The 12,677-nt window shown below is 67.3% G+C and carries 12 protein-coding genes; 7 read left to right on the forward strand and 5 right to left on the reverse strand.

Annotated elements, in window-relative coordinates; genetic code table 11:
• Window positions 1-23: 23 nt before the first annotated feature.
• Together C457_RS16505 and C457_RS16510 are read left to right on the forward strand one after the other, a co-directional pair.
• Window positions 24-1,328 (forward strand): TIGR00341 family protein, encoded by a 1,305-nt coding sequence (locus C457_RS16505; RefSeq protein WP_004976337.1) that lies wholly within the window; start codon window positions 24-26, stop codon window positions 1,326-1,328.
• A 90-nt stretch (window positions 1,329-1,418) separates the two neighbouring features.
• Window positions 1,419-2,156, forward strand: a complete 738-nt coding sequence (locus C457_RS16510) for an SIMPL domain-containing protein (RefSeq protein ID WP_008096453.1) — start codon at window positions 1,419-1,421, stop codon at window positions 2,154-2,156.
• 145 nt (window positions 2,157-2,301) lie between these two features.
• Here the strand turns inward: C457_RS16510 and C457_RS16515 are convergent, their stop codons facing one another.
• Window positions 2,302-3,279: an NOG1 family protein gene (locus C457_RS16515; RefSeq protein ID WP_008096454.1), complete on the reverse strand. Its 978-nt coding sequence runs from the start codon at window positions 3,277-3,279 to the stop codon at window positions 2,302-2,304.
• Between the two features lie 211 nt (window positions 3,280-3,490).
• Here C457_RS16515 and C457_RS16520 point away from each other — a divergent pair, with 211 nt between their 5' ends.
• Window positions 3,491-3,853, forward strand: coding sequence for a DUF5518 domain-containing protein (locus tag C457_RS16520; protein ID WP_008096456.1), 363 nt, complete (start codon window positions 3,491-3,493; stop codon window positions 3,851-3,853).
• Between the two features lie 137 nt (window positions 3,854-3,990).
• Window positions 3,991-4,767, forward strand: coding sequence for a hypothetical protein (locus C457_RS16525; protein WP_008096458.1), 777 nt, complete (start codon window positions 3,991-3,993; stop codon window positions 4,765-4,767).
• A 39-nt stretch (window positions 4,768-4,806) separates the two neighbouring features.
• Here the strand turns inward: C457_RS16525 and C457_RS16530 are convergent, their stop codons facing one another.
• Window positions 4,807-5,304 (reverse strand): DUF367 family protein, encoded by a 498-nt coding sequence (locus C457_RS16530; protein WP_008096460.1) that lies wholly within the window; start codon window positions 5,302-5,304, stop codon window positions 4,807-4,809.
• A gap of 112 nt (window positions 5,305-5,416) precedes the next feature.
• On the opposite strand from C457_RS16530, the gene C457_RS16535 reads away from it, so the two are divergent.
• Window positions 5,417-5,770 (forward strand): nuclear transport factor 2 family protein, encoded by a 354-nt coding sequence (locus C457_RS16535; protein ID WP_008096462.1) that lies wholly within the window; start codon window positions 5,417-5,419, stop codon window positions 5,768-5,770.
• An 86-nt stretch (window positions 5,771-5,856) separates the two neighbouring features.
• Here C457_RS16535 and serS read toward each other — a convergent pair whose 3' ends face one another.
• From serS to C457_RS16550, 3 genes are all read right to left on the reverse strand, one after another.
• Entirely contained in the window at window positions 5,857-7,239 is a 1,383-nt protein-coding gene (serS, locus tag C457_RS16540; RefSeq protein WP_008096464.1) for a serine--tRNA ligase, read from the reverse strand.
• 153 nt (window positions 7,240-7,392) lie between these two features.
• Window positions 7,393-8,961, reverse strand: coding sequence for an SLC13 family permease (locus C457_RS16545; RefSeq protein ID WP_008096466.1), 1,569 nt, complete (start codon window positions 8,959-8,961; stop codon window positions 7,393-7,395).
• 140 nt (window positions 8,962-9,101) lie between these two features.
• Window positions 9,102-9,362 (reverse strand): hypothetical protein, encoded by a 261-nt coding sequence (locus C457_RS16550; RefSeq protein ID WP_049913673.1) that lies wholly within the window; start codon window positions 9,360-9,362, stop codon window positions 9,102-9,104.
• Window positions 9,363-9,444: 82 nt separating this feature from the next.
• Here C457_RS16550 and C457_RS16555 point away from each other — a divergent pair, with 82 nt between their 5' ends.
• Together C457_RS16555 and C457_RS16560 are read left to right on the forward strand one after the other, a co-directional pair.
• Window positions 9,445-10,353, forward strand: coding sequence for an MBL fold metallo-hydrolase (locus C457_RS16555; protein ID WP_008096468.1), 909 nt, complete (start codon window positions 9,445-9,447; stop codon window positions 10,351-10,353).
• 231 nt (window positions 10,354-10,584) lie between these two features.
• Window positions 10,585-12,585 (forward strand): AMP-dependent synthetase/ligase, encoded by a 2,001-nt coding sequence (locus C457_RS16560; protein WP_008096469.1) that lies wholly within the window; start codon window positions 10,585-10,587, stop codon window positions 12,583-12,585.
• The last annotated feature ends 92 nt before the right edge of the window (window positions 12,586-12,677 follow it).

Genomic DNA, 12,677 nt, shown 5'->3' on the forward strand with positions numbered 1-12,677 from the left:
ACCGCCCGGGCCGACGTGAGGCCGTGCGACTCGTACAGGTGTTGGTGCCGACCGGCAAGCGCGAGGCCGTCCTGCGGACGCTCGACGAGGAGGGCGTGGACTACGCCGTCTCCGAGGAGACGTCCGGGCGCGGCTTCGTCGCCGTCGTCACCTTCCCGGTCCCCAAGGAGGCCGTCGAGCCGGTGTTGGCGCGACTCCGCGAGGCGGGCGTCGAGCGCGACGCCTACACCGTCGTCGTCGCCGCCGAGACGGTCGCGTCGAAGCGGTTCGACCAACTGCGCGAGCAGTACGAGGAAGACGACGAGAACGGCGACCGCATCGCCCGCGAGGAACTGGCCTCGAAGGCCGCGGACCTCGCGCCGTCGGTTTCGACCTACGTGCTCATGACGGTTATCTCGGCGCTCGTCGCCACCGCGGGCCTGCTTCTCGACTCGCCGGCCGTGGTCGTCGGCTCGATGGTCATCGCCCCGCTCGTCGGCCCCGCGATGTCCGCGAGCGTCGGCACCGTCGTCGACGATGACGAGATGTTCGGCCGCGGGGTTCGCCTGCAGGCGCTCGGCGGCGTCCTCGCGGTCGGCGCGGCCGCCGTCTTCGCCTTCCTGCTCAAACAGACCGGGGCGGTCCCGCTGTCGTCCGCGGAGGTCCTGTCGATTCCCGAGGTGGACGAGCGCCTCGCGCCCGACGTGCTGTCGCTCGTCATCGCGCTCGGCGCGGGAGCCGCCGGCGCGATTTCGCTCTCCTCCGGCGTCTCGACCGCGCTCGTCGGCGTCATGATAGCCGCCGCGTTGGTCCCGCCGACCGCCGTCGTCGGCATCGGCATCGCGTGGGGCGCGCCCGAGGCCGTCGTCGGCTCGGCCATCCTCGTCCTCGTCAACATCCTCTCCGTCAACTTCGTCGCCATCGGCGTCCTCTGGCAGCAGGGCTACCGGCCGGAGCGCTGGATTCGCCGCGACGAGGCCCGGCGAGCCGCCCTGTTCCGCATCGCCGTCATCGGGGTCGGACTGCTCGTCCTCTCGTCGTTCCTCGGCGCGGTCACCTACACGACCTACCGGAACGCCGACTTCCAAGGCGACGCGCGCGACGCCATCGAGGACGCACTCTCGGGAACCGACGCCCGACTACTGTCGATGGAACTGCAGTACGACAGCGGGCCGCTACAGGAGCCCGACGGCGTCGTCGTGACCGTCGGCTACGACCCGGCCTCCGACCCGCCGATGGTCGAACGCGAACTCACGAGGCGGGTGAACGCCGTCGCCCCCGAGCCGCTGTCGCCGTGGGCCACCGGCGAAATCGACGTCGAAGTGCGCTACGTCGCCGTCGTGGAGTAGGGCGACCGGCGTCCCGTCCCCCGTTTCGAAGGCTACAGTCGCTCTTTGTCTCTAGCGCGGCTTGAATAGCTGAACCGACGTACGGTGGGTATGCAACGACGCACGATTGCTCCGATATTCCTCGTCGGCCTCGTCCTCCTCGCTGGCTGCCTCTCGGCACCCCTGCAGGCGACGACCGACGGCGGCGTAGACGCGACGAACGCGACGACTATCTCCACGACCGGCACCGGCGAAGTGACCGCCGACGCCGACCTCGCCGTGGTCTCCATCGCCGTGACGACCACCGCCGACTCGGCCGACGAAGCCCGCGGCACCGTCGCCGACGACGTGGCCGCCGTCCGCGCCGCCCTCACCGACGCCGGTGTCGCCGAGGACGCCATCCAGACGACCGGCTTCAACATCTACCCCGAGTACGACTACAGCGGCCAGGAGCGCGACCTCCTCGGCTACCGCGCCACCCACACCCTCCGCGTCGAGGTCGCCCCCGACCGCGCCGGCGAGGTCATCGACCTCGCGGTCGGTGCCGGTGCCAGCGAAATCCGCGGCGTCGCCTTCACGCTGACCGACGAGAAGCGCGCCGAACTCCGCGAAGAAGCCCTGACCCGCGCCGTCGACTCCGCGAAGGCCGACGCCGACGCGGTCGCCAGCGCCGCCGACCTGACCGTCACGGGCGTCCACACCGCCACCGTCGGCGGCAGCGCCTCGCCCGGGCCGTACCCGGTCGCCTACGCCGAGGACGCGGCCCGCGCCTCGTCCGGCTCGACCGAGCTCTCGCCCGGCCCCGTGACCGTCTCGGCGACCGTCCAGATGGTCTACGAAGCCGAGTAAGCGACCGCGCCCCGCGGACCGAGACCGAACTCCCGGTTTCGACCAACCTGCACCCCCATTTCTCCGACAGCTACCCCGTAGCCACAGCTCTCGTCGAGGCGTTGCGGCAAGACAGAACGACAGCACCGGAAAAGTCCCGAGTCGCTTACTCGTTGCGCGACGGCGGGATGTCGGGTTCGAACCCGATGGCCTCGACCGCGGCGTCGAGGACGGCCTCGACGTTCTCGCCCGTCTCGACGCTCATGTAGAGGTCCGCGTCCATGTCGGTCGAGCGGTCGCTCTTGTTACAGACGGTGAGGACGGGGATGTCGCGCTCCTCGAAGCGCGCCTTCACGGCGTCGCGGAGTTCGAGCTGCGACTCGATGGGGTAGCCGCACGCCCCGCTGGCGTCGGCGACGAAGATGACGGCGTCCGCGAGGTGTTCGAGGGCGCTCACGGCCTGTCGCTCGATGTCGTTTCGCTCGTCTTCGGGGCGGTCGAGCAGCCCCGGCGTGTCGATAATCTGGTAGCGGATGCGGTCGCGGTCGAAGTGCCCGATTTGGACGCCCTTCGTGGTGAAGGGGTAGCGGGCGATTTCGTTCGACGCGCGGGTCACGTCGTTGACGAACGAGGACTTTCCGACGTTCGGGTAGCCGGCGACGACGATTGCCGGTTCGTCCGGGCGGATATCGGGGAGGTTCTTCAGGGCGTCGCGCGCCTCGCCGATGCGGAGCAGGTCGTCTTCGACCTCCTCGACGACGCTCGCCATGCGGGCGAACGCCTGCTTTCGGTGCTTGCGCGCGAGGTCGGCGTCGGTCTTGCGGAGCTTCGGCTGGTACTCGCGGGCGATGTTGTCGACCTGCCGGGAGGCCCACATCACTTCCGAGAGGCTCTTTCGGACCTCGTCCACGTCGACGATGGCGTCGGCGAGCTCGTAGTAGAAGGGGTCGACCGTCCCGAAGTCGGGCCACTCGACGACGACGTTTTCGAGGTTGTCGGAAAGGATGTTCGACGCCGTCTGGAGCATCGACTGCTGAGCCTCCAACTTGTTCTGCTTCGCTCGCCCCGTGCGCGCGGCCCGCGAGAAGGCCTTGTCGATGAGTTCGTCCGACCGGGGCGTGGTCGGGAGAGACTCGAAAATCATTGCAGTCCGCTACATGGCCAAGCCGTAAAAGCGCGTCCGTTTGGGGCTCGGCGCTTCGAGCGGTGGATTCGCCGTGCAGGTCTCACGCACGGTTCGACCGGAAGCGAGGGGGTTGCGGGCGACCGACGCGCGGACGCGGACGTGAGCGAGCGGCCGAACACCCCCCGCGACCGCCACGAAGTTCTTGCCCGCCCGAGGTCTACGTCGACCCATGACTGACTGGAAAGCTGTCGCCGTCGGTTTCGTCGTCATCGTCGTCGTCGGCATCGGCGGGCTCGCGCTCCCGCTCATCGGCCAAATCGGGGCGGGCCTGCTCGGGGGGTTCGCGGCGGGCTACCTCGCGGGCGGCACGCTCGGCAACGGCGCGTGGAACGGCCTCGTCGCGGGGTCCATCTCTGGTATCGTCGTGACGCTCCTCGCGGCCCTGCTCGGGAGCCTTCTCGGACTCGCCGGCGGGCCGCTGGGCGGACTCCTCGGCGGCGTCGGCGTCCTCGTCGCGGGCGTCGTGCTGACACTCATCTTCGCAATCGACAGCGCCATCGCCGGGGCCGTCGGCGCGTGGGTGAAAGGATAGTCAGACGAACGCGGCCGCGACTCGGACTCTCCCCGAACGCGATAGTCCCAAAAAACGGGGTTTAGCATGGTGCTAAGTCCGTTATCTCACGTAAACGGTCGCGGGTCTCTAAGGGAGCGGGACCACACCCGACGGCCATGGGTAAGGAGCCAACGCACACCCGTCGAAGAACCCTCCAATCGATTTGCGGCGTCGCCGTCGCCGGTCTCGCCGGTCTCGCTGGATGTAGCTCGTCCGGGGACTCGGACCCGACGACGCAAACGACCGACGCGCAGACACAGACCGCGAACGAGACGCAGACCACGACGACCGCGAACGAGACGACCACGGACGAGACGACCGAACAGGCGGAAGAAACAACCGAAAGCGGGCTCGAAGCCGCCGATTTCGTCGAGAACCCCGAGGAGATACACCCGACGCTGGTCGAAGCGACGTCGGTCCCCTCGGACGAGGTGCTGCTCGGCTTTCGACTCGAAGACTCGTCGCTCCCGTTTACGACCGAGGTGTACCGCGCGCCGGACGACGCCGAGGTGCAGGCGACGAAGACGTACGACACCCAAGACCTCTCGCAGGTCGACTTGCTCCCCGAGTCGCCGCAGGCGCTCGATACCGTCGGTACCGACCGCGAGGACATCCACTACGGGACGACGACCGTCGGAGAACCGCTGAAAGTCACGCTCGTCGCGCGCCACGACGGCGAGACCATCGACTGGAGCGCGTGGTCTCGAACCGGCTATCCGTACGACGGCCACGACGAGGAGGACCCCGCGCTCGAAGTCGACTGTTACTGCGGCGGGATGAACTACACCGCGCCGAGCGGCGGGACGTGGGCGCGAGTGATTCAGGTGACGCCGACCGAGCGCGTCGACACCGGGACGACCGTCGCGCTCAACTGGACGTCGAGTCGACTCTGAAGGCGTACTCGACGCGGTTCGCCGCTCCGCGGTCGAGTGTTACTCGCCGCGTTCGAGGTACTCCCGCTGAATCTCCACGACTTCGGTCGAGTCCGCACACTCCGAGTACCGGCGTAGCGGCTCCTCGTTGAGTTCGAGGAACGTGTGGCCCCAGTTGAACTTCGAGAGGATGTCTTCGGCCCGCTTCTTCTCGCCGAAGATGACGAGGGCGGCCGCTATCGCCTCGACCGTCGTCAGCTGCATCGGGCGGCCGAAGTTCACGGGGTTGGCGGCGACGAGATAGGGGAGCGCGCGGTGCTCGCCGGGGAGCGAGAACATGGCCTCGCCGGCCGATTCCCACGAGCAGTCGAGCGCGACGAGCGCGCCGGTGTCCGCGTCGGCGGGCGACAGCGCCCTGTCGGCGTGGGGATTGAGCACGACGCCGTAGGGAGTCTCTCGGTCGGAGCCGTGGAGGGCGGCCATGTCGAAGCGTTCGAGCTTCTTCGCCGTGCACTTCTTCGGGTCGTCGTCGCCCTCGTATCGAACGTGCAGGTCCACAGCCGCGGTACGCGACTGGCCGAGAAAAGCGTCCCGAACGCGGCGGCGCGCGCGAGGAGTCCGACGGCAGGGCCGGCGTCGGATACTTCCGGTCGGCCGACGAAGAGAGGGCGTGCATCCCGACGCGACGTATCTGGCCCGGCAGTACTACACGGCGCTCGACCACCACGGATACGACATGCTTCGGAACATCCTCCAACCGGGGTTCGTCCAGCACCGCGGCGACATGACGCTCTCGGGGCGTGAGGAGTTCGTCTCGTTCATGCGGGACGACAGGCCGCAAAAGGACACGCGACACGTCATCGAGCGCTACATCCAGTCGAAGTCCGACGACGAAATCGTCGTCCGCGGCCACCTCGAAGACCGCGACGGCGACGAACTGTTCGTCTTTCTCGACCGGTTCCGTGCCCACGACGGGAAGCTCTCGGAGCTGAAGACGTTCGTCAAGTCGTCGACGGCGAACTGACGGCGTGCGTCGCGGGAGGAAGAGAGAACAGAAAGGGGCGGAGAGGAGAGGAGAGGACAGAAGGCCGTGAGGCGCGCGTCAGTCGCTCAGTCTTTCTTCCCGGCACCGACGGCGGCCTCGCCGACGGGCTCGTGGCCCTCGATGACTTCGCGGCCGCCCATGTAGGGCCGGAGCGGTTCGGGCACGTCGACCGTGCCGTCCTCGTTTTGGTAGTATTCGAGCAGCGCGACCATGACGCGGCCGACGGCCGTGCCCGACGCGTTGAGCGTGTGGAGGTACTCCGCCGACTCGTGGCGCTCGGGACGGTAGCGGAGGCCGGCGCGGCGCGCCTGGAAGTCCTCGAAGTTCGAGGCCGACGAGACCTCGAGCCAGCGGCCGCCCTGTTCTGGGGCGTCGTCCGACTCCGTGCCGGGGGCCCACACTTCGAGGTCGTAGGTCTTCGCCGACGCGAAGGTGAGGTCGCCGGTGCAAAGCGAGAGGACGCGGTACGGCAGGCCGAGGCGGTCGAGCACTTCGGCGGCCTCGTCGACGAGGGCTTCGAGCCGGTCGTACGACTCCTCGGGCTCGACGAAGTTGACGAGTTCGACCTTGTTGAACTGGTGGACGCGGACGATACCGCGGGTCTCGGTGCCGTGTTCGCCCGCCTCGCGGCGGAAGTTCGGCGTGTACGCCTGGTGCTTCAGCGGGAGGTCGTCCTTCAGGAGAATCTCGTCGCGGTACATGTTCGTGACCGGGACCTCCGCGGTGGGACAGAGCCACAGGTCGTCGTCCTCGTAGTTCTCGGTCTCCGAGCCGCCGATGCGGTAGGCGTCCTCGGCGAACTTCGGAAGCTGACCGGTGCCCTCCATCGAGGTGGTCTTGACCGGAATCGGCGGGAAGAGGTCGACGTACTCCTGTTCGCGGTGCACGTCGAGCATGAACTGGACGAGCGCGTGTTCGAGCATCGCGCCCTCGCCTTTCAGGAAGTAGAAGCCCGAGCCGGTGGTCTTGGCCGCGCGACCCTCGTCGATGATGTCGAGTTCCTCGCCGAGGTCGTAGTGGGGCGTCACCTCGTCGGGAAGCTCGCGGAGGTCGTCGAAGCCGACGCGGCGGACCTCCTCGTTGTCGGCCTCGTCGGCCCCGACGGGAACCGACTCGTGGGGGAGGTTCGGCAGTTCCATGAGCGCGTCGTCGAGTTCCGCTTCGAGTTCGTCGGCGCGGGCTTCGAGCTCCTGTAGCTCCGTCTTGAGTTCGCCCGAGCGGTCGATGGCCTCCTGCGCTTCCTCGTCTTTCCCTTCTTGCTTCAGCTGGCCGATTTTCTGGCTGACCTCGTTGCGCTCGTGGCGGAGGTCGTCGCCCTCGGCCTTCAGCGAGCGCCACTCGTCGTACACGTCGAGGACGCGGTCGATGTCCACGCCCTCCATGTTGCGGGCGGCGAGCGCGTCGCGAACTCGCTCCGGTTCGTCGCGGAGCAGTTGCCTGTCAATCATTGGGCTGTGGTTTCCGGGCGGGCGGGAAAATCGTATCGCATCGCCGAGGGACGGGGACGAGAACGCGGCGGGCGAACGCAACAGATCAGCGTCGGAGGAACGCCACGAATCCGCGGGGAGAGCGGCCGCGTCGGTCGGAAGCCGACAGACTGACTACCAGAGGAACGCCGGCCAGACGAACTGGAAGAGGAACCAGATGAGGATGGTCAGCACGCCGGTCATCACGACGTTGAGGACGGTCCCGGCCCGCATCATGTGGGACTGCTTGATGTGGCCGCTCCCGAAGACGATGGCGTTCGGGGGCGTCGCCACAGGGAGCGCGAACGCGAAGGAGGCCGCGATGGCCCCGCTGACCGCAAGGAACACCGCCGCGGAAACCTCGGAGAGGCCGAGCGTCGCCGCGAAGACGCTCCCGATGCCGATGAGCACGGGGACGATGATGGTCGCTGTCGCGGTGTTCGAGGTCATCTCCGTGAGGAAGATGACCAGAAGTACGATAGCGCCGACGACGAGGACGATAGGCGCGCCGGTCAACGAGCCGAAGACGGCCTCGGCAAGCCACCGTGTCGCGCCCGTGGAGGCGAACGCGTCAGCCAGCGAGATACCGCCGCCGAAGAGGAGAATCGTCCCCCAGTCGATGTCGGCCAGTTCGTCCCACTCCATCGTGTCCGCGAGGACGAGTGCCGGGATGGAGACCATCCCGACCATCACGTAGTACAGAAGGCCCTGATGGCCCTCGACGCCGAGGAGCGTCATGCCCTCGCCGGTGCCGAACAGGGTGTTGAACACCGGGTCCGAGAGGACGTTCTCGAACGCGAGGTCGAGGCCGCCGAGCACCCACAGCCCGGCGGTGGCGGCGAAGATGTACGCGACGCGGCGGCCGCGGGTCGAGAGCGCGCCCTCGTCAGCGAGGTACTGGCGCGCCTGTTCGCGGGCACCCTCCACGTCGTCGATCTCGGGCGGGAAGAAGCGGAACGTGAGGAGGTACCAGACGATTGGGAGGGTGATGGCGACGATTGGGAGGCCGACGAGAAGCCACTCCGCGAAGCCGATGTCGTAGCCGAGAAGCGCGTTGAGTTGGGTGGCGACGACCGCGTTCGGCGGCGTGCCGATGAGGGTGCCGACCCCGCCGACGCTCGCGGCGTAGGCGGTGCCGAGGAGCGTCGCTATCTGCATGTTCGAGAAGGAGCCCTCAGCAGCGTCGGCCTCATAGACCTCCTCGCGACCGAGCACCTGCGCGAGGACGCCGAGCGCGATGGGCGTCATCATCGCCGTCGTCGCGGTGTTCGAGACCCACATCGACAGGAACGCCGTAGCGAGCATGATGGCGAGGATGAGCCGCCGCGGCGACGACCCCATGACGGCCATGAGCCACAGCGCGATGCGGCGGTCGATGTTGTACTTCTGGAGCGCGTTCGCCAGCATGAAGCCGGCGATGAAGAGGAAGATGAGGTGGTCGGCGAAGCCGGCGAGCGCCGGGTCGATGTCGCCGTAGACGCCGTAGGCCGTGAGCAACACCGGTATCGACAGTGCCGTCACCGCGAGGGGAAGCGCGCCGGACACCCAGAGGATGCCGGCGAACACCATGGTCGCTAATGCGTACTGACCCCGCGTCGAAAGCCCCTCAAGCGACGGCCCGAAGGCCAGCACGAGGGACGCGACGAGGGCGAGCGTGAAGACGGCGAATCGTCCGCGAGCAGTCTTTGTAACACCGCGTATCATTGATACAAGCTATCTCTAACGATAGTCTTACTTAATTATTTTCAATACGGTAGTGAATGGCGGTATATCGGCGTCGACAGCCGTCGTTCCGTCGAAATCGGTAGACAGAAGCGAGCCTCAGCGTCGCGTCCCGACGCGATTTAAAAGTGTTCGACGAGCGTTCGGACCTGTTCGTCGTCGAGTTCCGCGGTGTACAGCGTGAGCAGGGCGCGGCGGCGCGACCGTGAGAGACCACGGCTCCCAGATTCGAGCATGGAGATGTGCGCCTGCATGAGGTCGTCGACGGCGCGCTCGACGGCCCGCTGGTTGTAGTCGGCGGCCACTCTGAGCAGTCGCCACGCCATCGGCGAGATGTCAGTGATGTCGACGTCCGGGAGCGGTTCGCCACCCTGTTCGGACATGGAGACGGCTTTGCGGTCGCCCGTAATCAACGTAGGGGTCGGGCGACCGAACGCTTTTCTTCCCCGGAGACGGCCGTCAACTATGGCTATTGGCGACGTCGAACCCGTCCCGGACAGCGCGGACCTCTACTACGTCGACAGCGGCATGTACGAGGTGGAGAAGTACGGCTCGGTCTACCTCGTCGACGCCGAGAAACCGGCGCTCGTCGACACCGGCATCGCCGCCGACAGAGAACACGTCTTCGGGATGCTCGACGAGGTCGGCGTCGACGACCTCGCGTACATCCTGCCGACGCACGTCCACCTCGACCACGCGGGCGGCGCGGGCTACCTCGCCGAGCGCTATCCCGACGCGACCGTCATGACCCACGAAATCGGCGCGCCGCACCTCGTGGACCCGTCGCGGCTCATCGAGGGCACGAAAGCGGCCGTCGAAGACCAGTGGCAGTTCTACGACGAACCGCACCCAATCGACGAGGACCGCGTCGAGGGGCTCACCGACGGCGACGAGATCGACCTCGGCGACCGGACGCTCACGGTCCATCACGCGCCCGGCCACGCGCCGCATCAGGTGATGTTCCACGACGACGGCGACGATGTGCTGTTCGTCGGCGACGCACTGGGCATCTGGGAGCCGAAGTCGCGGACGCTCCGACAGACCTCGCCGCCCTCGCAGTTCCACCTCCAGAAGGCGCTCGACGACGTGCGCACTATCGAGGACATCGACCCGGAGACGGTCTGTTTCGGCCACTTCGGCCCGAAGCCCTACGACAGCGACCTCGCCGGCGAGTACAAGCGCGTCCTCGTGGAGTGGGTCGAGGCCATCCGACAGAAGCGCGCGGAACTCGGCGACGACGAGGCCGTCATCGACCACTTCGTCGAGCACACCCAGATGGCCGAGGTGTGGGGCGAGCGGAAAGCCCACGACGAAGAGCGCCTGAACACCCGCGGCGTGCTCGGTTACCTCGACTACATCGGCGACGACGAGTGACACGAGCGGGTCGGGTGGTCCGGGCGATTCAGGCGATTCAGGCGATTCAGGCGATTCAGGTGGCTCGGACGGATTGGACGGACCTACCGGCGCGAGCGGCGCGCTGATACCGACATCAGACATCTAAAAGCGGCGCGAACGGGTTCGTAATCGGTGTTTCCCCGCGGTATCGCGGGGTTTCAACAGACCGAACGTACATAGTTTTAAATGTTGAATCATTACTAACAGAGCATGGACTGGCGGGACGCGGAGGCGGCGTTCGACGACCCTGTCATCGAGCGGACGACCCTCCCACGGATGTTCGAATCGAGCGCGTCGCGGAACGCCACGCGAGTCGCACAGCGGTACAAAGGCGGCGTCTACCGTCGGTCGCTGGTCGCCGAGGGCGTCGTTCCGGCGGCCCCCGACGGCGACTACGCCGACCTGACCTACGAGGAGATGCGGGGCATCGTCCGTCGCCTCGCGGCCGGGTTCCGCGACCTCGGCATCGAGACCGGCGACCGGGTCGGTATCCTCTCGCACACGCGAATGGAGTGGGCCCAGACCGACTTCGCCGTCCTCGGCGCGGGCGGCGTCGTCACCACGGTGTACACCTCGTCGTCCGAGCGACAGGTGCAGTACTTGCTTTCCGACCCCGGCGCGAACGCCGTCGTGGTCGAGAACGAAGAGCTGTTAGAGCGCGTGCTCGCCGTCGAGGACGAACTCGACCTGCGCTTCATCGTCGTCGTGGACGAGTACGAGGGCCACGACGACCGCGACGACGTGCTGACGCTCGGCGAACTCTACCGCCGCGGCGAGGAAGTGTACGACGAGGCGGCCTACGAGTCGTGGCTGGACGAGCGCGAGCCCGAGGACCTCGCCAGCCTCATCTACACCTCGGGGACGACGGGCCAGCCGAAGGGCGTCCAACTCACCCACTGGAACTTCCGGTCGAACGTCAACGAGAGCTATCGACGCTTCGGCCCGCGCCCGGACAAAGGCGACACGCCGGTCATCGGCCCCGACTCGGTGGCGCTGTCGTTCCTGCCGCTCGCGCACGTCTTCGAGCGCATGGCCGGCCACTTCATGATGTTCGCGGCGGGCGCGGCCGTCGCCTACGCCGAAAGCCCCGACACGCTCCGCGAGGACTTCCAGCTCGTCCGGCCGACGACCGGGACGAGCGTCCCCCGCGTGTACGAGAAGCTCTACGACGCGATTCGGGCGCAGGCCAGCGAGTCGCCCGCGAAAAAGCGCATCTTCGAGTGGGCCGTCGGCGTCGGGCAGGCGTACCACACGACCGACGCGCCGGGCTACCTGCTCACCGCGAAACACCGCCTCGCCGACCGGCTCGTGTTCGGACAGGTGCGCGAGGCGCTCGGCGACAACCTCGACTTCTTCATCAGCGGCGGCGGGAGCCTCTCGGCGGAGCTGTGCGCGCTCTACCACGCGATGGGCCTGCCGATTTACGAGGGCTACGGCCTCACCGAAACGTCGCCGGTCATCTCGGTCAACCCCCCAGAGGAGCCGAAAATCGGAACCATCGGCTACCCGCTTCGGAACGTCGAGACGAAACTCGACACGACCGTCGTCGGCGACCAACTCGGCGACGCCGGCGGCGAGGTCGGCGAACTGCTCGTCCGCGGGCCGAACGTCACCGCGGGCTACTGGAACAACCCCGAAGAGACCGAGGCGGCGTTCGTCGAGGACGACGAGGGCGAGCGCTGGTTCCGCACCGGCGACGTGGTCGAACTCCGACCCGACGGCTACATCGCCTTCCGCGAGCGCGCCAAGCAGATTCTCGTCCTCTCGACGGGGAAGAACGTCGCGCCCGGCCCCATCGAGGACGCGTTCGCCTCCTCGCCGGTGGTCGAACAGTGCATGGTCCTCGGCGACGGCCGCAAGTTCGTCTCGGCGCTCATCGTCCCGAGCTTCGACGGTCTGCGGAAGTGGGCCGACGAGGAGGGCATCGAGCTCCCCGACGAGCCGAAAGCCATCTGCCGCGACGACCGGGTGTACGAGCGCATCGAGGCCGAAGTGGAAGCGGCCAACGAGAACTTCGAGTCCTACGAGCGAATCAAGCAGTTCCGCGTCGTCCCCGAGGAGTTCTCGGAGGGCAACGACCTGATGACGCCGACGATGAAAAAGAAGCGCCGGAACATCCTCGACCGCTACGCCGACGAGGTGTCTCTCATCTACGACGAGGACCGCCGGACCGAAGAGCGGCGGGGCGGCGGACGGGCCGCCACCCAGTAAAATATGAAAGACTAAATTTTTCCGAGCGTTTTGCGGGCAAACGTATCCACAGGTCCGCGGAAATACCGCCCGAGATGTGTGGACTTATCTTC

This window comes from Haloferax prahovense DSM 18310 (genome assembly GCF_000336815.1).
Lineage (GTDB): Archaea > Halobacteriota > Halobacteria > Halobacteriales > Haloferacaceae > Haloferax > Haloferax prahovense.